Origin of the sequence: uncultured Aquabacterium sp. (assembly GCF_947366995.1) — a bacterium.
Lineage (GTDB): Bacteria > Pseudomonadota > Gammaproteobacteria > Burkholderiales > Burkholderiaceae_C > Aquabacterium.
Genome location: NZ_CANBCC010000002.1, coordinates 99,260 through 119,264, shown reverse-complemented (window position 1 = coordinate 119,264; position 20,005 = coordinate 99,260). Strand labels below are relative to the sequence as shown.

The 20,005-nt window shown below is 69.5% G+C and carries 17 protein-coding genes; 10 read left to right on the top strand and 7 right to left on the bottom strand.

From position 1 onward, the window contains the following. Nucleotides 1–35: 35 nt before the first annotated feature. From Q0Z44_RS01475 to proC, 4 genes are read left to right on the top strand one after another with little or no spacing between them, the layout of a single operon-like run. Complete coding sequence (locus Q0Z44_RS01475) at nucleotides 36–722, top strand: YggS family pyridoxal phosphate-dependent enzyme (RefSeq protein WP_298009157.1); 687 nt, start codon at nucleotides 36–38, stop codon at nucleotides 720–722. A 37-nt stretch (nucleotides 723–759) separates the two neighbouring features. Beyond that, complete coding sequence (locus Q0Z44_RS01470; protein WP_298009154.1) at nucleotides 760–1,479, top strand: response regulator transcription factor; 720 nt, start codon at nucleotides 760–762, stop codon at nucleotides 1,477–1,479. Beyond that, nucleotides 1,476–3,347 carry an ATP-binding protein gene (locus Q0Z44_RS01465; RefSeq protein ID WP_298009151.1) on the top strand — a complete coding sequence of 624 codons (1,872 nt, stop codon included), beginning with the start codon at nucleotides 1,476–1,478 and terminating at the stop codon, nucleotides 3,345–3,347. The genes Q0Z44_RS01470 and Q0Z44_RS01465 overlap by 4 nt, the downstream gene beginning before the upstream one ends. A gap of 8 nt (nucleotides 3,348–3,355) precedes the next feature. Beyond that, a complete protein-coding gene (proC, locus tag Q0Z44_RS01460; RefSeq protein ID WP_298009148.1) occupies nucleotides 3,356–4,177 on the top strand; it encodes a pyrroline-5-carboxylate reductase in 822 nt (273 codons plus the stop codon). 4 nt (nucleotides 4,178–4,181) lie between these two features. On the opposite strand, the gene ubiA is transcribed toward proC, so the two are convergent. From ubiA to Q0Z44_RS01440, 4 genes are all read right to left on the bottom strand, one after another. Then, nucleotides 4,182–5,066 carry a 4-hydroxybenzoate octaprenyltransferase gene (ubiA, locus tag Q0Z44_RS01455; RefSeq protein ID WP_298009145.1) on the bottom strand — a complete coding sequence of 295 codons (885 nt, stop codon included), beginning with the start codon at nucleotides 5,064–5,066 and terminating at the stop codon, nucleotides 4,182–4,184. A gap of 70 nt (nucleotides 5,067–5,136) precedes the next feature. Beyond that, nucleotides 5,137–6,657, bottom strand: coding sequence for an efflux transporter outer membrane subunit (locus Q0Z44_RS01450; protein ID WP_298009142.1), 1,521 nt, complete (start codon nucleotides 6,655–6,657; stop codon nucleotides 5,137–5,139). Continuing rightward, nucleotides 6,650–9,775, bottom strand: coding sequence for an efflux RND transporter permease subunit (locus Q0Z44_RS01445; RefSeq protein WP_298009139.1), 3,126 nt, complete (start codon nucleotides 9,773–9,775; stop codon nucleotides 6,650–6,652). Before Q0Z44_RS01445 ends, Q0Z44_RS01450 begins: the two co-directional genes overlap by 8 nt. 13 nt (nucleotides 9,776–9,788) lie before the next feature. Next, nucleotides 9,789–11,036 carry an efflux RND transporter periplasmic adaptor subunit gene (locus Q0Z44_RS01440; RefSeq protein ID WP_298009135.1) on the bottom strand — a complete coding sequence of 416 codons (1,248 nt, stop codon included), beginning with the start codon at nucleotides 11,034–11,036 and terminating at the stop codon, nucleotides 9,789–9,791. A 129-nt stretch (nucleotides 11,037–11,165) separates the two neighbouring features. Between Q0Z44_RS01440 and Q0Z44_RS01435 the strand changes: the two genes are divergently transcribed. After that, a complete protein-coding gene (locus tag Q0Z44_RS01435) occupies nucleotides 11,166–11,795 on the top strand; it encodes a TetR family transcriptional regulator (RefSeq protein ID WP_298009132.1) in 630 nt (209 codons plus the stop codon). A 24-nt stretch (nucleotides 11,796–11,819) separates the two neighbouring features. On the opposite strand, the gene Q0Z44_RS01430 is transcribed toward Q0Z44_RS01435, so the two are convergent. After that, the gene (locus Q0Z44_RS01430) at nucleotides 11,820–12,488 is read right to left on the bottom strand and encodes a histidine phosphatase family protein (RefSeq protein ID WP_298009129.1); all 669 of its coding nucleotides are present in this window, start codon (nucleotides 12,486–12,488) and stop codon (nucleotides 11,820–11,822) included. Between the two features lie 70 nt (nucleotides 12,489–12,558). After that, nucleotides 12,559–12,873, bottom strand: a complete 315-nt coding sequence (locus Q0Z44_RS01425; RefSeq protein ID WP_298009127.1) for a DUF1840 domain-containing protein — start codon at nucleotides 12,871–12,873, stop codon at nucleotides 12,559–12,561. 66 nt (nucleotides 12,874–12,939) lie between these two features. Here Q0Z44_RS01425 and Q0Z44_RS01420 point away from each other — a divergent pair, with 66 nt between their 5' ends. The 5 genes from Q0Z44_RS01420 (at nucleotide 12,940) to Q0Z44_RS01400 (ending at nucleotide 18,337) form a co-directional block, all read left to right on the top strand. Further along, nucleotides 12,940–13,554 carry a YqiA/YcfP family alpha/beta fold hydrolase gene (locus Q0Z44_RS01420; RefSeq protein ID WP_298009124.1) on the top strand — a complete coding sequence of 205 codons (615 nt, stop codon included), beginning with the start codon at nucleotides 12,940–12,942 and terminating at the stop codon, nucleotides 13,552–13,554. A gap of 73 nt (nucleotides 13,555–13,627) precedes the next feature. Next, nucleotides 13,628–15,688 (top strand): ribonuclease catalytic domain-containing protein, encoded by a 2,061-nt coding sequence (locus Q0Z44_RS01415; protein ID WP_298009121.1) that lies wholly within the window; start codon nucleotides 13,628–13,630, stop codon nucleotides 15,686–15,688. Between the two features lie 35 nt (nucleotides 15,689–15,723). Further along, a complete protein-coding gene (locus Q0Z44_RS01410) occupies nucleotides 15,724–16,629 on the top strand; it encodes an energy transducer TonB (protein ID WP_298009118.1) in 906 nt (301 codons plus the stop codon). Next, entirely contained in the window at nucleotides 16,629–17,504 is an 876-nt protein-coding gene (aroE, locus tag Q0Z44_RS01405) for a shikimate dehydrogenase (protein ID WP_298009115.1), read from the top strand. Before Q0Z44_RS01410 ends, aroE begins: the two co-directional genes overlap by 1 nt. Before the next feature lie 35 nt (nucleotides 17,505–17,539). Beyond that, on the top strand, nucleotides 17,540–18,337 hold the full coding sequence (locus tag Q0Z44_RS01400; protein WP_298009110.1) for a transglycosylase domain-containing protein: 798 nt from the start codon (nucleotides 17,540–17,542) through the stop codon (nucleotides 18,335–18,337). 87 nt (nucleotides 18,338–18,424) lie between these two features. On the opposite strand, the gene Q0Z44_RS01395 is transcribed toward Q0Z44_RS01400, so the two are convergent. Continuing rightward, entirely contained in the window at nucleotides 18,425–19,975 is a 1,551-nt protein-coding gene (locus Q0Z44_RS01395; RefSeq protein WP_298009107.1) for a DEAD/DEAH box helicase, read from the bottom strand. Nucleotides 19,976–20,005 lie beyond the last annotated feature (30 nt).

The window sequence follows — 20,005 nt, the reverse complement described above, 5'->3', positions numbered from 1 at the left end:
ATGATGTGGGCCTGGCTTTTGGTTACAGACCCATTATGTCGACGATCGCAAACAACCTGCAAAGCGTGAGAGACCGGATACAACAGGCCTGTTCTCTCGCTGGGCGCCCACCCGAGAGTGTCACCTTGCTGGCTGTCAGCAAGACGTTTCCATCTGTAACGGTGCGAGAAGCATTTGACGCAGGACAGCGTCGGTTTGGCGAAAACTACGTGCAGGAGGCCGTGGCGAAGATCGCGGAACTGGCAGACCTGCGCAGTCAGATCGAGTGGCACATGATCGGGCCGCTGCAGAGCAACAAGACCCGCGTGGTGGCCGAGTCGTTCGACTGGGTGCACACCGTGGACCGACTGAAGGTCGCGCAGCGCCTGTCGGAGCAACGTCCTGAAGGGCTGCCGCCGCTGCAGGTGTGCGTGCAGGTCAACACCAGTGGCGAGGCGAGCAAGAGCGGCATCGCGCCCGAAGAAGCTGAAAGCCTGGCCCGCGCGGTGGCCGCCCTGCCCCGCCTGACGCTGCGGGGCGTGATGGCGCTGCCCGCCCCCAGCGAGGACCCGGCCGTGCAGCACGCGGAACTGGCCCGCGTGCGTAGCGTGTTCGAGCACCTGAAGGCTCAGGGTCTTCCCGTGGACACGCTGTCGATGGGAATGAGCGGCGACCTGGCGGCCGCCATCGCCGAGGGCTCGACCCTGGTCAGGGTGGGCACAGCCCTATTCGGCCGACGCTGAGCGCCCGCTACCATGCGGGATCGCTTACGTAAACGGTATGGAAGTTCTGCGTCCGCCCCACTACCTGCTGGTCGATGACCACAGCCTGATCCGAGAAGGGATGATGCAGGCCATCCGCGCCCTCGAACCGAAAGCGCGCTTCTCTCAGGCCAACTCGCTGCAGGCCACGCTCGAGCGGCTGGCCCATGGGCCCGACGCCGACCCGATCGACGTCGTGTTGCTCGACCTGGGCCTGCCTGACAGCCGCGGCACCGCCACCTTGCAGGCCGTGCGCCAGGCGGCGCCGACGCAGCGCATCGGCATCATCACCGGACAGAACGACGTGCAGGTGGCGCTGGAGTGCATCCACCACGGCGCGTCGTGCTTCATTCCCAAGCTGGCCGAGATCGACGGCTTCACCATGGCCCTGCGGGCGCTGGTCGAGGGGCGCCTGCACTTCCCATCGGAGCTGTTGTCGCCTGCCGACCAGCCCGACGCCACGGATGAGGCGACCCCAGCCCAGAGCGTTCGCCTGACCCCGCGCCAGAAGGACGTGCTGACCTGGATCCTCAAGGGCTGCACCAACCAGGCCATTGCCGATGCACTGGGCATCAGCGCCGAAACCGTGAAGCTGCACGTGAGCGCCATCTTCCGGGCCTATGGGGTGCACAGCCGCACGCAACTCGTGTTGCTGTGCTCGCGGCAGGCCCCCGCGGCCTGGGCGCCGCGATCGCCAGAAGAAGCGAGCCAGGAAGGACGCCGGGAAAGCCTGGCGTGAACCCCGCAGACCGCGGCATGCGCGGCATCAGCCCCATGCAGACCCGCGTCGACCTGCAGATGCTGCAGGACGCGTGGCGCACCACCCCGCACACCATCCTCGGCCAGGCGCTGTCGCTGATGGCGCTGCTGTGGCTGATCCGCGGCTGGCCGCTGCCGGCGTGGCAATGGGTGCTGCCCACGCTCGGACTACTGGGCGTGTGGGGCATCGTCATCGCGATGACGCGGCATTTCCGCCGCTTCGGCATCCCGGCCTCGGGCTACCAACGCTGGCGCCGCAGCCTGCTCGGATGGCATCTGTCACAGGGCACGCTGTGGGGGCTGTTCGCGGTGGCGCTGCTGGGGGTGGCCGACAACGACTGGCAGCTCGCGCTCGTGGCCGCCTCGCTGGTGTACGCCTACACGGTAATGCTGGTGAGCGTGCACGACTGGGGTGTGGCCGTGGCGGGCAGCACCCCCCTGCTGACGCTGGCCGGAATGCGGCTGATGGTGGACGGCCAGCCCAGTTCGTCGTTCCTCGCGCTGGTGATGGGCGTCTCGATGGTGACCAGCCTGGCCGTGACGCGGCAGATCAGCCGCCGGCTGCGCGAGGGCACGCTGCTGCGCAACGAGAACGCCGACCTGGTGCTGCAACTGCGCGAGGAGGTCAACAACGTGACCCGGGAGAAGGCCCGCGCCGAGATTGCCGACCGGCAGAAGGGCGAGTTCTTTGCCTCGGCCAGCCACGACCTGCGCCAGCCGCTGCACGTGCTGATGCTGCTGAGCAGCGCGCTGCGTCCCCACGTGCCCGCGGCCGAAGGGCATGGCCTGCTCGACCGAATGCAGACGGCGCTGGGCTCGCTGAGCACGATGTTCGAGCGCATGTTCGACGTGGCCCGCATCGATGCGCAGCGCATCGACTACCGCGCACAGGCCTGCGCCCTGCCCGCCCTGTGGCGACGGCTGGACAGCGAGTTTGCGGTGGTGTGCGCCCATCAGGGTCTGCAGTGGCAACTCGACCCCACCGAGGCCTGGGTGCAGGCCGACCCGCACGTGCTGGAGCGCATCCTGCGCAACCTGTTGAACAACGCGGTGCGCTACACCGAACGGGGCACCGTGCGCCTGCGGGCCCGGGCGCGCGGGCCGTGGATTGTCTGTCAGGTGTGGGACACCGGCACCGGCATCGCCCGGGAGCACCGGCACCGCATCTTCGAGGACTATTTTCAGGCGCACAACGATGGCCGGCGCAGCAGCGAAGGCCTGGGCCTGGGCCTGGCCGTGGTGCGCCGCCTGAGCCTGCTCGGGCCCACGCCGGTCAGCCTGCGCTCGCGCCCCGGCCAGGGCTCGTGCTTCAGTGTGCGCCTGCCGCGGCTGGTGCCCGCGGCCCTGCAGCCAGAGGCCCAGGCCCGTGTGGCCCGCCGGCCAGGCACACGCGGCGGCAAGCCCGCTGCCCCGAATGCGTCACCGCTTACCCCACCCGGCGTGATCCTGCTGATCGAGGACGACCCCGATGTGCGCGAAGGCACGGCCATGCTGCTGCACCAACACGGCTGGCGCACCGCGGCCGGCTCGACACCGGACGGCGCCATCGCGGCGCTGGTGGCCCTGCAGACCGAAGGGCGCATGCCCGAAGGCGGCATGCCGTCGGCGGTGGTGAGTGACCATCGCCTGGGCCTGTCGATCAACGGCCTGCAGGCCATTGCCCAGCTGCGCTACAAGTTCGGCGAGGCCCTGCCGGCCTTTCTGCTCACCGGGGAAGCCACGCCCGGGCTGGCCGACGCGGCACGCGCCGCGCACGTACACCTGCTGCACAAGCCGCTGCAGGCCGACCGCCTGGTGCGCCTGCTGGCCGAGGCCACCGGCGCGCCCGAGCGGCCGGATGCGGCATGATCTCGCCCATGAGCACCTCCACCATCGACATTGCCTTCATCGGCGGCGGCAACATGGCCACCGCCATCATCGGCGGCCTGCTGCGTCAGGGCCGCGACGCGCAGCGCATCCTCGTGATCGACCCCGTCGCCGAGCAGCGCCAGCGACTGCAGGACGCCCTCGGCGTGCAGACGGCCGCCACCGCGGACATCACCCTGAGCCAGGCAACCACGGTGGTGTGGGCGGTCAAGCCGCAGCAGTTCAAGGACGCTGCCAGCGTCTACGCCGCCCTGACGCACGGCGCACTGCACTACAGCGTGATGGCCGGGCTGCGCACGGACGACATGGCGCGCTTGCTGGGTACGCCGCGCATCGTGCGGGCCATGCCGAACACGCCGGCCCTGGTCGGCCAGGGCATGACGGGCCTGTTCGCCCGCCCCGAGGTCAGCGCCGAGGAACGCGCTGCCGTGCAGGCCATGGTCGAGCCGACCGGCCAGCACCTGTGGGTGGACCGCGAGGCCGACCTGGACGCCGTGACGGCACTGTCGGGCTCGGGCCCGGCGTATGTGTTTTATTTCATCGAAGCGATGATGCAGGCCGCGCAGGACATGGGCCTGACCGCCGAGCAGGGTCGTCTGCTGGCCCAGGCCACGTTTGCTGGCGCCACCGCCCTGGCCAGCCAGTCGCCGGACAGCCCGGCCGTGCTGCGCGAGCGGGTCACGTCCAAGGGCGGCACCACCTATGCGGCCCTGACGCACCTCGAAACCGCGGGGGTGAAGGCGGCCTTCGTGGCGGCCATGCGTGCGGCGCAGCACCGCGCCGGCGAACTGGGAGACGAGTTCGGCCGCTGACGCGTCAGCCCTGCAAGGCGACGTCGAGCACCACGCCCAGCCACACGCTCATGCCGAGCCAGTGGTTGGCGCGGAAGGCACGGAAACAGCCGTCACGGTCCCGGTGGCGAATGAGCACCAAGTGCCACACTGCCTGGGCCGCTGCAGCAAGCAGGCCAAGCTGGTAGAACAGTCCGCGCCCCGCCTGCTGCCCGACCCACCACCAGCAGGCCAGGCACAGCGCGTAGAACACCGCGATGCCGACCACATCGAAACGCCCGAGCGTGATGGCCGAGGTGCGCATGCCGATGCGCAGGTCGTCGTCGCGGTCGACCATGGCGTACTCGGTGTCGTAGGCCAGCACCCAGGCAATGTTGCCCACCACCAGCCACCACGCCTGCGCAGGCACCTGATCCTGCACAGCCGCATAGGCCATCGGGATGCCAAAGCTGAACGCGATGCCAAGCACGGCCTGCGGCATCGCAAAGAAGCGTTTGGTGAAGGGGTAGAGGATGGCCACGCCCAGCGCACCAAAGGACAGTCCGATCGTGAGCGGGTTGGTGAACAGCACCAGCACGAACGAGATCAGCGCCAGCACCAAGCCCACGGCGATCGCTTCCTGTACCGACAGGCGGCCGCTGGTGATCGGGCGCTGCGCGGTGCGCTTGACGTGCCGGTCGAACTCGCGGTCGGCGATGTCGTTGACGGCACAGCCGGCGCTGCGCATCAAAAAGGTACCCAGCGTGAAGATCAGCAGCAGGTCGAGCGCAGGCAGGCGGCCCGAGGCCAGCCACAGCGCGGCCAGCACCGGCCACAGGCACAGCAACCAGCCCTGCGGCCGGTTCCAGCGGATGAGATCGAGGTACAGCGACCAGCGGTCGCGCAGCGTCAGGACGGGGCTTGTGCTCACCCCGCCATGATAAAGGGCCGGCCCCGGTGATCCCGGTGGCCGGCCCTGCTTGGGCGAGTGTGCGACGTGGTCAGCGGGCCGTGGCGGCCGCCTGCTGGCTGGCGGTGGTTTCCCAGCCGCCGCCCAGTGAACGGTAGACGGCGATGTGGGCCTGCTGCCGCGCCAGCTGCGCGGTGATCAGGCTCTGTTGTGAGGCAAACAGCGCGCGCTGCGCGTCCAGCAGGTCGAGCTGGCTGGCCACGCCGCTTTCATAGCGCAAGGTCGACAGGCGCAGACGGGCGGCCTCGGCCTCGGTCTGGGCGCGCTGGGCCTGGGCCTGCTCGGTCCAGGTCTGGCGCGCCACCAGCGCATCGGCCACGTCCTTGAACGCGGACTGCACGGTGCGGTCGTACTGCGCCAGCGCGATGTCGCGGCGCGCCAGGGCGCTGTCGACGCCTGCGGCGGTGCGGCCCCAATCCAGCAAGGGCACCGACACGCCGGGGGCGATGGCAGCGCCGAGCAGGCCGTCGTTGAACAGGCCGGCCAGCGAGGTGCTCGCCACCCCGAGCGAGGCCGTCAGGCTGATGCGCGGAAAGCGCGCGGCACGGGCCGCGCCCACGTTGGCGTTGGCCGCCACCAGGTTCTGCTCTGCCTGGACGATGTCGGGGCGCTGCAGCAACACATCCGACGAGAGCCCCACCGGTAGCTCGGCCAGCTCGGGCCACAGCGACCGGCTCACGGTCTGAGCCAGTGCATCGGCCTGGGCCGTGGTGGGCCCATCGGCCTGGGCGGCCGACATGCTCACATCGACCGCGGGCGGCAGCAGCTCGGCCGGTGCCGGGCGGCCCAGCAGCAGGTCCAGCGCGCTCCGGTCCTGCGCCCACTGGCGCTGCGCCTGGGCGCGCGTCACACGGGCGGCTTCCACCAGCGATTGCGCCGTGCGGAGATCCAGCTCGTTCAGAACGCCGTTGTCGAACTTCAGCTGTTGCAGCTTCAGTGACGACTCCCGCGTGGCCAGCGTCTGCTCGGCGAGCGCCAGCTGCCAGCGGTCGGCCCACAGCGTGTACCAGGTGCTGGCCACCGAGGCGACCAGGCTGATGTGCGTGGCGCGGCGGGCCGATTCGGACGCCATCAATTGCGCGCCGGCCGCCTCGCTGAGCGCACGAACACGACCGAACAGGTCGAGCTCGAAGGCCGAGATGCTCACGCCCGCCTGTACCGAATTACCGTAGGCAAACGGCCGGCTGGTGGCACGCTGGCGAGCGGCGTTGGCCACGCCATTCACGCTCGGAAAGCGGTCGGCATCCTGGATGGCGTAGGCCGCACGCAGGGCCTCGATGTTGAGGGCGGCCACACGCAGGTCACGGTTGCCATCCAGCGCCATGCCGATCAGCTGCTGCAGGCGCGCGTCGGGAAAGTAGCGCTGCCAGGGCAGGTCGGCCACGGCGGTTGCGGAAGCGGTGACCGGCACCGAAGCCGCCGAGGCGGCAGGCAGTGTGGCCGGCACGGCCAGCGGCGGACGCTGGTACTCAGGCGTCAGCGAACAGCCGGCCAGGGCCAGCACGGCGGCCAGCACCGTGGCGGGCCGCAGGAACAGGGCCTTGTCAGTCATGGTCGGTCTCCACTTCGGGCTGGGTGGCGCGGGCCGGGAAGAACCGGCGCACCACCACGAAGAACACGGGCACGAAGAACACGGCCAGCACGGTGGCCGCGATCATGCCGCTCATCACGCCGGTGCCGATCGCGCGCTGGGCAGCAGCACCGGCGCCGTTGGCCAGCACCAGCGGCATCACCCCGAGGATGAAGGCCAGCGAGGTCATGATGATCGGCCGGAACCGCAGGTGACAGGCCTGCAGCGTGGCCTCCATCAGCCCCATGCCCTTCTCCTGGAGCTCCTTGGCGAACTCGATGATCAGGATGGCGTTCTTCGCGGACAGGCCCATGATGGTGATCAGGCCAACCTTGAAGTAGACGTCGTTGGGCAGATCGCGCACGTTGGCGCCCAGCAGCGAACCCAGGATGCCGAGCGGCACCACGAGCAGCACGGCCAACGGGATGGACCAGCTTTCGTACAGCGCGGCCAAGCACAGGAACACGGCCAGCAGCGAGAACGCGAGCAGCAGGGTGGCCTGCGAACCGGAGAGCTTTTCCTCGCGCGACAGGCCCGTCCACTCGATGCCGATGCCCGGGGGCAGCTTGGCCGCCATGCGCTCGATCTCGTCCATGGCCTGGCCCGTGCTGTAGCCCGCGGCGGCGTCACCCGAAATGCGCATGGCGGGGTAACCGTTGTAGCGCACGGCCTGCATCTGGCCCGTGACCCAGCGCGTGGTGGCGAAGGCCGAGAGCGGCACGTTCTGGCCCTGGCCGTTCAACACGTTGAGCTCGAGGATCTGGTCGGGCTGCATGCGCTTGTCGGCATCGGCCTGCACGATCACACGCTGCATGCGGCTGCGGTTCGGGAAGTCGTTGATGTAGCTGGAGCCGAGCGCCGTCGACAGCGTCGTGCTGATGGCATCGACGCCCACGCCCAGCGCCAGCGCCTTCTCGCGGTCAATGTCGACCTGCAGCTGCGGCGCGTCTTCCAGGCCGTCCGGGCGCACACCCGTCAGGATCGGGTTCTGCATCGCCATGCCCAGCATCTGGTTGCGGGCGGCCAGCAGCGCGTCGTGGCCCACGCCACCGCGGTCCTGCAGACGCACCGAGAAGCCGGTGCCGTTGCCCAGCTCGCGGATGGCCGGCGGGTTCAGCGGGAAGATGAAGGCGTCGCGGATGCCAGCCAGCGCGCCGAAGGCACGCCCTGCCAGCGCCTGCGCCGACTGGCCCTCGCCCTTGCGCTCATCCCAGTCCTTCAACGTGACGAAACCCAGCGCCGCGTTCTGGCCGGAGCCCGAGAAGCTGAAGCCCACCACACCCACGATGGACTGCACCTCCGGCTGCTTCAGGAAGAACTGCTCGACCTGCGAGATCACGGCCTCAGTGCGGTTCGACGTGGCGCCCGGCGGCAGCTGCACGTTGACGATCAGGTTGCCCTGGTCTTCGTTGGGCAGGAAGGACGACGGCATGCGCACATACAGCCAGCCCACCACGCCCACGATCACGGCGTAGACGATGAGCACGCGGCCGCCACGGCGCACGAGCTTCGCCGCCCAGCTTTCGTAGCCATGCGTGGTCGACGTGAAGGCGCGGTTGAACCAGCCGAAGAAACCCTTCTTCTCATGGTGACCATGCGGCACGGGCTTGAGCAGCGTGGCGCACAGTGCCGGCGTCAGCGACAGCGCGAGGAAGGCCGAGAACAGCATCGAGGCCACCATCGACAGCGAGAACTGCCGATAGATGTTGCCCACCGAACCGGCGAAGAAGGCCATCGGAATGAACACCGACACCAGCACCACGGTGATACCAATGATGGCGCCGCTGATCTGGCTCATGGCCTTGCGGGTGGCCTGCACGGGGCTCAGGCCCTCCTGCACCATCAGCCGCTCGACGTTCTCCACCACCACGATGGCGTCGTCCACCAGGATGCCGATGGCCAGCACCATGCCGAACATCGTCAGCACGTTGATCGAGAAACCCAGCGTGAGCATGACCCCGAACGTGCCCAGCAGCGCCACGGGCACCACCAGCGTGGGGATCAGCGTGTAGCGGATGTTCTGCAGGAACAGGAACATCACGATGAACACCAGCACGATGGCCTCGACCAGGGTCTCGACGACCTGGCTGATCGACAGCTGCACGAAGCCCGAGGTGTCATACGGCACGCTGAAGTCCATCCCCTGCGGGAAGAACTTCTTGAGCTCGCCCAGGCGTACCTTGACGGCTTCGGCCGCCGCCAGCGCATTGCCGGTGGGCGACAGCTGGATGCCCATGCCCGTGGCGGGCTTGCCATTCAGGCGGGCGTAGGTGCCGTAGGTCTGCGCACCCAGCTCGATGCGGGCCACGTCGCGCAGGCGCACGGTCGAGCCATCGGCCTTGGCGCGCAGCACGATGTCGCCGAACTGCTTCTCGTTGACCAGCTGACCATTCACCACCACGGTGGCCGAGATGGTCTGCTCGCCGATGTTGGGACGGTCCCCGATGCCACCGGCAGGCACCAGCGCGTTCTGCGCACGGATGGCGGCGTTGACGTCGGCCGTCGACAGGCCATAGGCCACCAGCTTGGTGGGGTCGACCCAGATGCGCATGGCGCGCTCGGTCCCGAACAGCTGCACCTGGCCGATGCCGGGCACGCGCTGCAGTTCCGGCACGATGTTGCGGGCGGCGTAGTCGCCCAGCGCAATGGGATCGTAGGCCGGGTTGCTGGACGACAGCATCACGAACATCAGGAAGTTGTTGCGTGACTTGTCGACCCGCACGCCCTGCTGCGTGACCGCAGACGGCAGACGCGGCGTGGCGCGCGACAGGCGGTTCTGCACTTCCACCTGGGCCAGTTCGATGTTGGTGCCGGTCTCGAACGTGACGGTGATCTGACCGGTGCCGTTGGCCTGGCTGACCGACTCCATGTAGGCCAGACCGGGCGCGCCGTTGAGCTCCTGCTCGATGACGCTGATGACGGTTTCATCCAGCGTCTGTGCGGAAGCCCCCGGGTAGGTCGCGTTGATGACGATGGCCGGGGGGGCGACCGTCGGGTACTGCGAAATCGGCAGCTGCGTGATGGCCACGCCGCCGAAAACCAGGATGAACAGGGCGATCACCCACGCAAAGATGGGCCGCTCGATGAAGAAACGTGACATGCGCGACCGCCTTTCACTGGGCGGCCGAAGCCGACGATGCCGGGGCCGAGGCGGCTGCAGCAGCGGTCGGCGCCGAGGCGCTCAGCGGCGCCCACGGCACCGGCTTGAGCGGCGAGGCCGGGCTCATCATCATCTTCTGGAAGCCGTCGACGACGACCTGGTCACCTTCCTTCAGACCTTCGAGCACCACCCAGTTCGTGCCGGTGGCGCCACCCAGCTTGACCGGCCGACGGCCCGCCTTGCTGCCGCCTTCCACCACGGTCACGAAATCACCCTGGGCGGTACGCGTCACGGCCTGCTGGGGCAGCAGCACACCGCCACCCACCTGGGCCTGCTCCAGCCGCACACGCACATACATGCCGGGCAGCAGCTCGAACTTCGGGTTCGGCAGCTCGGCACGCAGCGTGACCTGACCCGAGGCGGCGTCCACCGTCAGGTCGGCGAACAGCAGGCGGCCGGCCACCGGGTACTCGCGGCCATCGTCCAGCACGACCTTGACACGCGCCGCGTTCTCGCCGGCACGCTGCAATTGGCCGGCGGCCAGCGCCTGACGCAGGCGCATCACCTCGTTGGCCGACTGAGTGAAGTTCACGTACAGCGGGTTGATCTGCTGCACCACGGCCAGCTGGGTGGCCTCGCCCTGCCCCACCAGCGCGCCTTCGGTCACCAGCGCGCGGCCAACGCGACCGGCGATCGGCGACGTGACCCCGGCATAGCCGAGGTTCAGCTGCGCGGTGGCCACGGCGGCCTTGGCCGCGGCCACATCGGCCTGCGCCTGGCGCTGCGCCACCTGGGCGTTCAGGAACTCCTGCGGGCTGATGGCCTTGGCAGCCTGCAGCGGCTGGTAGCGCTCCACCAGCGCAGTGGCCTGCGCCAGATTGGCTTCGGCCTTGGCCTGCGTGGCCTGAGCGCTCTGCAGCGCAGCCTGGTAGGGGGCCGGGTCGATCTGGAAGAGGGGCTGGCCCGCGCGCACGTCGCTGCCCTCGGTGAACAAGCGCTTCTGCAGAATGCCGGCCGCGCGCGCCCGCACCTGGGCGATGCGCGACGCCTCGAGGCGGCCGGGCAGCTCGGCCACGACCGGGACGGAGCCCGGCTTGACCGTCACCACGCCCACCGGCACGGGGGGCGGTGCCGCGCCGGCCGCCGGTGCACCGGCGCCCTTGGACTTGTCGTCACCACCACAGGCGGTCAGGATGAGGGCGGCCAGTGCACACACGGCCAGCTGGGCGGAAAACCGCGTCGGAAGAGAGGGGGAGACCATCAGGGACACCTCGGGATTTGAATTCTTGCCTGGTCAATTAACCATGGCACTATACATACATCCACGCACGTATGCAGCAAGATCGGAGACAATTCCCCGTGACCCACGACGGTCTTTTCCGAAATTCACATGCGCCGCACCAAGGCTGACGCCCTCCAGACCCGCGAATCGCTGCTTGATGCCGCCGAGACCCTGTTCGCACAGCAGGGCGTGTCGCGCACCTCGCTGCAGGACATCGCGCGTGCCGCCGGTTGCACGCGCGGGGCCATCTACTGGCACTTCAAGGACAAGGCTGACCTGTTCAACGCGATGATGGCGCGCACCACACTGCCGATGGAGGACGGGCTCGCCCAACTCGACGCACCGGGCCGCACCGACCCGCTCGCCGACGTCCTGCAGTCTTCGATGAATGTGTTTCACCAGATCGTGCACGACCCTCGGACGCGAAGGGTCTTCGACATCGCGACCTTGAAGATCGAACTGGTGGCCGAGCTTGACGGCGTGCGGCGCCGCCACATCGAAGTGCAGAAAGACTGCGCCCAGCACATCGGCCACTGCCTGGCCCGCGCCCAGGCGGCCGGCCTGGTGCGCCCCGAGCTCGAGCCGGCCACCCTGACCCTCACGCTGCTGGCCATCGTCAACGGCCTGATCCAGAACTGGATGCTCGAGCCGGGTCGGTTCGACCTGTGCGAGGTCGGCGCGCGCAGCCTCGCGCTGTTTCTGGACGGCATTCGTCCGCAGGCGGGCGTGGCACGCTGAGCGTCGCACGCCGCCGGACCCGGCTCAGCCCACCGAGCGCAGCACGAGACCGTCGGTGGTCTCGTCCAGGCCGTCCTCGTCGAGGTGGCGGTCGTCCGCCCAGCCCACCAGACTGAAGCCCTCCGGCGAATACAGCAGGCGGTTGATGCTGGCATTCGTGACCTTCCAGCTGCGCGGGGCTTCCAGCGCGACCCGGTTGGCCGCGCGGTAGAAGCAATCGAGCACGCCCCCGTGCGCAATCAGCGCAATGGTCTGCCCAGGGTGCAGCGCGGCCAGCCGGGCGGCGGCGCCCACGGTGCGGTCATAGAAGGCCTGCAGCGTTTCACCCCCCGCCGGGCCGTAGCCAGGCTCACGGGCACGCCAGCGGCGCATGTCTTCCGGGTGGTGTTGTGCCACCTCCGCCTGCGTCCGGCCCTCCAGACACCCGAAGTGGCGCTCGCGGAGCGTCGGGTCGAGTTGCAATGGCAGCCCGGCGTGGCGGGCAATGGCGGCCGCCGTGTCGCGGGCGCGCTGCAGGTCGCTGCTGTAGATGGCGTGAATGCCCTCGTCGGCCAGGGCCTGGCCCACCCGCTCGGCCTGCCAACGGCCCCGCGCGTTCAGCGGGATGTCGGTGTGACCCTGAATGCGGGTCTCGGTGTTCCAGTCGGTTTCGCCATGGCGAACGACCACCAGTCGGGTGAGGTTGTCGGGCATCGCGCCATCATGCCTCAGCATGCGGCAGCGCACCATGCCGCATCCGCATGCCCCCCTCAGGCTGGCGGCATCAGACGCCCCAGACGATGGGTTTGCCCTCGGCCTGCGCCTGCTCAACCATGCGCACAAGCGGGGCGGCACGCTGGTGCAGCGACACGGGCTGGTCGGCAAACGGCAGCTCGATCGGCTCGTTGGTTTCCGGGTTGACCGGCGGCGGCGGCACGAAAGCCGGGGCACCGCGCAGCGCTTCCAGCACACGCGGCATGTCGGCCACCTCGATGATGCCGGGCTCGGCGGCGCTCTTGCCAAGCAGCTTGAGCAAGGCCTCGGCGGTGGACTGCAGCATCACCAGGTTGTCGGTGGCCTGGGACTTGAACGTGAACATGCGGGCTCCCCTCGGACGGATCTGAAACGATTATGGCGCCGGCCCGGGGCGGCATACTCTGAACCCATGGCCGCCTCTCCCACTTCTCCACCCACGCACCTGCTGTACCTGCACGGCTTTCGCTCGTCGCCCGGCTCCTTCAAGGCGCGGATGCTGGGGGGCGCCCTCGAAGCGCGACGCGCCGCCGGCCTGCCCACCCCGCTCTGGGCCTGTCCGCAACTGCCCCCCTCGCCCGCGCAGGCCTGGGCCGACATCGCGGCGCTCACGGCCGACTGGCCCCGGGACACGATGGCCGTGGTCGGCTCGTCCTTGGGCGGCTTCTACGCCGCCGTCACGGCCGAGCGCCTGGGCTGCCGCGCGGCCTTCGTCAACCCGGCCGTGGCGCCCGACCGCGATCTCGCCCGCTACATCGGCGAGCAGACCGCCTTCCACAACCCGGCCGACCGCTTCTTCTTCCGCCCCGAGTTCATCGGAGAGCTGGAGGCGCTGTCGCCCTGGCCCCTGACGCACCCCGAGCGCCACTGGGCGCTGGTGGCCCAGGGCGACGAGGTGCTGGACTGGCAGGAAATGGTGGCCCACCTGCAAGGCACCGCGCTGACCGTGCTGCCCGGCAGCGACCACGCCGTGAGCGACTTTGCCGACCACCTGCCGGCGCTGATGCACTGGCTGGGTCTGGCCTGAACCGCGGCTGCCGGGGCACGGCAGCAAAATGGGACAATCGCGCTTTGCCCGCTCACCCGAGAACCCCCGCCGCATGTTTGCCCTGTTTGACGACGCCGGAAAATTCCAGGCCGGCCGCGTGATGTCCGAAGCCGACAGCTCGATGCAGATCGAGCTGGACAGCGGCAAGCGCGTGAAGGTGAAAGCCGCCAACGTCCTGATCAAGTTCGCCAAGCCGGCGCCTGCCGAGCTGCTGGCCCAGGCCGCGGCGCAGTCGGCCGACATCGACGTCGACCTGGTCTGGGAAGTGGCGCCTGAAGAAGACTTCGGCTTCGACGACCTGGCGCGCGAGTACTTCAGCGCCTCGGCCGACGCCGTGCAGCAGGCCGCCATGCTGATGCGCCTGTTCGAAACACCGCACTACTTCCACCGCCGCGGCAAGGGCCGCTTCAAGAAGGCGCCGGAAGACATCCTCAAGCAGGCGCTGGCCGCCATCGAGCGCAAGAAGCAGCAGGCGCTGCAGATCGCGCAGTGGGCCGAGGCGCTGGCCGCCGGCAGCTGCCCGCAGCCGATCAAGGACCAGCTCTACAAGATCCTCTTCAAGCCCGACAAGAACGGCCCCGAATACAAGGCCGTGGTCGAAGCCGCCAAGGCCGCCCAGCGCGCCCCGCTCGACCTGCTGAAGGACGCTGGCGCGATCGACAGCCCCTACCAGTTCCACTTCAAGCGCTTCCTGTTCGAGCACTTCCCGAAGGGCACCGGCTTCCCGACGCTCGAGGCGCCGCCGATCACCGACACGCTGCCGCTGGCCGCCGTGCAGGCCTTCTCGATCGACGACTCGATGACCACCGAGATCGACGACGCGCTGTCGGTGCAGGGCCTGGGCACGGGCACCGTCGTCTACGGCATCCACATCGCGGCGCCGGGCCTCGCCATCGCCCCAGGCTCGCCGGTCGACACGCTGGCACGCGGCCGCATGTCGACCGTCTACATGCCGGGCCACAAGATCACGATGCTGCCCGATGACGTCGTGCAGACCTACACGCTGATCGCGGGCCGCGACTGCCCGGCCGTCTCGCTGTACGTCACGTTCGACGAAGCCACGCTCGAGGTCAAGGGCAGCGAGACCAGGCTCGAGCGGGTGCCCATTGCCGCCAACCTGCGCCACGACCAGCTCGACAGCGTCATCACCGACGCCACGCTGACCGGCGAGGCCCCGGCCGACTACGCCTTCGCCCCCGAGCTGGCCTTTGCCTTCCGCCTGGCCAAGCACCTGAAGGCCCGCCGCGAGGTGGTGCGCGGCAAGCCCGAAAACTTCAACCGCCCCGACTACACCTTCAAGCTCATCGGCGCCAACGGCGTCAACACCATGAGCGACGGCATCGAGCCCACCGGCACCGAGCAGGTCGTGATCGGCACACGCCAGCGGGGCTCGGCCCTCGACCTGATCGTGGCCGAGGCCATGATTCTGGCCAACAGCACCTGGGGCGGCTGGCTGGCCGAGCTGGGCGTGCCCGGCATCTACCGCAGCCAGGCAAGCCTGGCGCCCGGCATCAAGGTGCGCATGGGCACCAAGGCACTGCCGCACGCCGGCATGGGCGTGTCGCAGTACACCTGGGCCACCTCGCCGCTGCGCCGCTACGTCGACCTGGTCAACCAGTGGCAGATCGTGGCGTGCGCCAAGAAGGGCCGCACCGCCGCGCTGGTCGCCCCGTTCAAGCCCAAGGATGCCGAGCTGTTTGCCGTCATCTCGGGCTTCGACGGCGCCTACAGTGCGTACAACGGCTTCCAGTCCAGCATGGAGCGCTACTGGACGCTGCAATACCTGCAGCAACAGCAGATCACCGAGCTGGATGCGGCCGTGATGGTCAACGGCCTGGTGCGTGCCGACACCCTGCCGCTGGTGTTCAAGGCCATCGGTGCCGACGGCCTGCCGCGCCACGCCCGCGTGCGCGTGCGCATCACCGGACTGGACGCGCTGACGCTGGACGTGCACGCCAGCGTCGTGGCGCGCCTGGACGACAACGCCCCCACCGATGCGGGTGACTCCGAGGCCGACGCCGAGGACGAGCTGGTCGACAATGCCGGGGCCCTGACCCTGGCCATCGACGTGAGTGACGCGGACGCGCCTGCCGGGGACGCCCCGGCCGCCTGACGCCCGGCCACCTTGCACTTCGCCACCTGACGCGCATGCTGAACCGCCTGAAAGCCCTGTGGACCTCGCTGAGCCTGCTCCAGGTCTGCCTGGGCGTGTCGGTGCTGGTGCACGCGGCGCTGTTCAGCTTCCGCCTGGTCGACCCGGAAGGCTTCAACCGCGTCTTCAAGGACACGCCCTTGGAAGTGGTCCTCGTGAACGCCGCCGGCAACGAGGCCCCGACCAAGGCCCAGGCGCTGGCCCAGGCCAACCTGGCCGGCGGTGGCGAGGCCGACCGGGGCCGCGCCACCTCGCCACTGCCGCCCTCGCCCGAGAACACCCAGGGCGATGCGATGGACGACGCCATGCGGATGATCGAGCAGATGCAGCGCGAACAGCAGTTGCTGCTGACCCAGGTGCGCCAGGAACTGGCCGCCCTGCCGCCGCCCCAACCCGACGCCCGCACCGACACCCCGCAGCAACGGGCCGAAGAAGAACGCCGCCGCCAGCTCACCCGCCTGCTGGCCGAGATCGAAAAACGCATCCACGAAGAGAACGCGCGTCCCAAGAAGCGCTACCTGAGCCCGGCCACGCTGAAGTCGGCCGACGCGCTGTACTACGCGGCCTTCCGCACGCGGGTGGAGCGCGCGGGCACCGAGCACTTCCCGACCGGCCGCAACGGCGAGAAGCTTTACGGTGAGCTGGTGATGTTCATCTCGCTGGACCGCCAGGGCCGCGTCATCGACACCGAGGTGCGCACGCCGTCGGGCAACCGCTTGCTCGACAAGCGCGCGGCCGCCATCGTCCGCCAGGCCGGGCCCTTCGGCGCCGTGCCGCCCGAAGTCAGCACGGGCCATGACCTGCTGGTGATCTCGTCCCGCTTCCGCTTCACCCGCGACGCCGGCATGCAGGCCACCACCATGGCCCCCACCGCCCCGGCCGAGCCGGCCACCCAGCCTTGATGAACCCGACTCCTGCCCAGCCCACCGCCTCGGCCGACCGCTACGCCGTGGCCGGCAACCCCGTGGCCCACAGCCGCTCACCCGCCATCCACGCGCGCTTTGCCGCGCAGACGGGCCAGGCCGTGGCCTACGACCGCCTGCTGTGCCCGCTCGATGCCTTTGCGGACACCGTGCGCGCCTTTGCCGCCGGCGGGGCCAAGGGCGCCAACGTGACGGTGCCGTTCAAGTTCGAGGCCTTCGCACTGGCCAGCCGGCGCACGCCCCGGGCTGAACTGGCCGAGGCCGCCAACACCCTGCGCTTCGACGCCGACGGCTGGCTGGCCGACAACACCGATGGCGTCGGCCTGGTCCGCGACATCACCGTCAACGCCGGCGTGCCGCTGGCCGGCCAGCGCGTGCTGCTGCTGGGTGCGGGCGGCGCCAGCGCCGGGGTGCTGGGCCCGCTGATCGAGGCGCGGCCAGCCGAGATCGTCATGGCCAACCGCACCGTCGCCAAGGCCGAGGCCATCGTGGCCCGCCACGCCGACTGGGCCGCACAGCATGGCGTGCGCCTGGCCGCCCGCGGGCTCGATGACGCAGGCACCGCCTTCGACGTCTTCATCAACGGCACCGCCGCCAGCCTGGCCGGCAGCGGCGTGCCCGTGAGCGCGGCTGTGCTGCGCCCCGGCACGCTGGCCGTCGACATGATGTATGGCCCGGCCGCCCGCCCCTTCCTCGACTGGGTGCGCACCCACGGCGGCGTGCCGCGCGACGGTCTCGGCATGCTGGTGGAACAGGCCGCCGAAAGCTTCTTCCTGTGGCGCGGCGTGCGCCCCGACACCGCGCCGGTGCTGGCCGCGCTGCGTGCCGAGGTCGACGCCGCCACCGGCCACTGAGCCCCCTCCACGCCCTACCCAGGAGCCTTGTCGCGATGCGCGCAGTCTGGCGAATCGTCCTTCTCACCCTGCTGTGCGGCGGCGCGCTGCAGCTGTACTTTCTGGCCCGCATCGCGCTGATGACGGTGGTCGACCCGCAGTCGACCGCCTTCCAGCGCAGCGAAGCCGCGCGCATCCTGCTCACCCAGGGGCAGCTGCCCTGGAGCCAGGCGTGGCGTGACGACACGCAGATCGCCAGCCACCTCAAGCGCGCCGTGATTGCCTCGGAGGACGCCAACTTCGTGGACCACGGCGGCGTGGAGTGGGACGCCCTGGAAAAGGCCTGGCAGAAGAACAGCCGCGCCCAGGAGCGCACCGAGAAGCTGCGCGCGGCGGCCCAGGCCCGCTACGAGCGCGCGGTAGAGCGGGCGCAACGCCGCGGGCGCACGCCACCACCCCCGCCCAACGCGCTGACGGCCACACCGAAGGTCATCGGCGGCTCCACCATCACACAGCAGCTGGCCAAGAACCTGTTCCTGAGCAGCGAGCGCAGCTTCCTGCGCAAGGGGCAGGAGTTCGCCATCACGTTCATGCTGGAAGGCCTGCTGAGCAAGGAACGCATCCTCACCATCTACCTGAACAACGTCGAGTGGGGCGAAGGCCTGTTCGGCGCCCAGGCGGCCGCACGGCATTACTTCCGCGTGGACGCCGGCCAGCTCACGCCGCTGCAGGCCGCCCGCCTGGCGGTGATGCTGCCCGCGCCAAAGCGCTTTGAAAAGCAGCCCGCCTCGGGCTACGTGGTGGGGCGCGCCGGCACGATTGCCGCGCGCATGGGCGGCGTCGAGCTGCCCTGATCCTGCGCGCAGCCCACGGCGCTCGCACGCCTGAAACGACAACGCCGCCCGAGGGCGGCGTTGGACGGGGCGGCAGCGCAGCGGGGGTCAGCGGCGGGCCGTACCCGAGCCACCCAGCAGCATCGCAACCTTGCGCTTGGGCTTGATGAAACGCGACAGACCGTTGCCCGCAGCCGGCACGGCGGCGTCGCCCTTTTCCCAGGCCGGTGCGGCGTCGGGCGTCGTCGGTTCGTAGGGCTTGTCGAAGAACGGATCGGACGGCGCACGACGCGGGGACGACGACATGGGGCGCGGAGCGCGGGCCTCGCGCGGCGCACCACGGCCGAACCCTTCGTCCGGGCGGCTGTCGCCCTCGTCGCGGCGCTCGCGGCGGTAGCCACCCCGGTCACCGTAACCACGGCGCTCGAGTTCGAACGCCTCGACATCCGGCTTCTTCTTGATCAGCTTTTCGATGTCGGCCATCAGGCGCGCATCGGCCCCCGTGACCAGTGACACCGCCAGGCCCGACGCGCCGGCACGGCCCGTGCGACCGATGCGGTGCACGTAGTCTTCGGCGTTGAAGGGGATGTCGTAGTTGAACACCGCCGGCAGCGCCGCGATGTCGATGCCGCGGGCGGCCACGTCGGTGGCCACCAGCAGGTCCATCTCACCGGCCTTGAACGCGGCCAGGGCCTTCAGGCGCTCGTCCTGCGACTTGTCGCCGTGCAGCGCCGCAGTCTTCAGGCCGTCGCGTTCGAAAGCGCGGGCCAGGCGACCGGCACCGATCTTCGAGTTCACGAAGACGATGGACTGATTGATGTTGCGGTCGCGCAGGATCTGACGGATCACCGCGCGCTTGTCGTCTTCGTCGACCTTGTAGAAGCGCTGCTCCACGTTGGTGGCCGTCGCGTTCGGACGCGCCACCTCGACCAGCACCGGGTCCTGCAGGTAGCTCTGTGCCAGCTTCTTGATCTCGGGCGAGAACGTGGCAGAGAACAGCAGCGTCTGACGCTGCTTGGGCAGGTAGCTCAGGATGCGCTGCAGGTCGGGCAGGAAGCCGATGTCCAGCATGCGGTCGGCCTCGTCGAGCACCACGTACTCGACCTGCGACAGGTTGCAGTTCTTGGCCTCGATGTGGTCGAGCAGGCGGCCCGGCGTGGCGATCAGCACCTCGACGCCGCCCTTGAGCTCGGCCGTCTGCGGTTTCATGTCGATGCCGCCGAAGACCACGGCCACACGCAGATTGGTCTGCTTGGCGTAGGCCTTCACGTTGTTGGCGACCTGGTCGGCCAACTCGCGCGTGGGGGCCAGCACCACGGCACGCACCGGGTGGCGTGCCGGCGACATGCTGGCGTTCTCGTGCTTGAGCATCTTCTGCAGCAGCGGGATCGAGAACGCGGCGGTCTTGCCGGTGCCGGTCTGCGCCGCTCCCATCACGTCGCGGCCCGAGAGGACCACGGGAATGGCCTTGGCCTGGATGGGCGTCATGGACGCATAGCCCTGCACCTCGATGGCGCGCAGCAGTTTGGCGTCGAGCGGCAGGGTGTTGAACAGGGCGGGTGCCTCGGCCACGGCGGCGGAGGGGGCGGCTTCGGTTGCCACGGCGACTGCCGGTGCAGCCGGGGCCAGATCGGCCACTTCAGAGGTATTCAAGGTCATCAAGGGACCATTATCCTCCTGTTGCTGCTT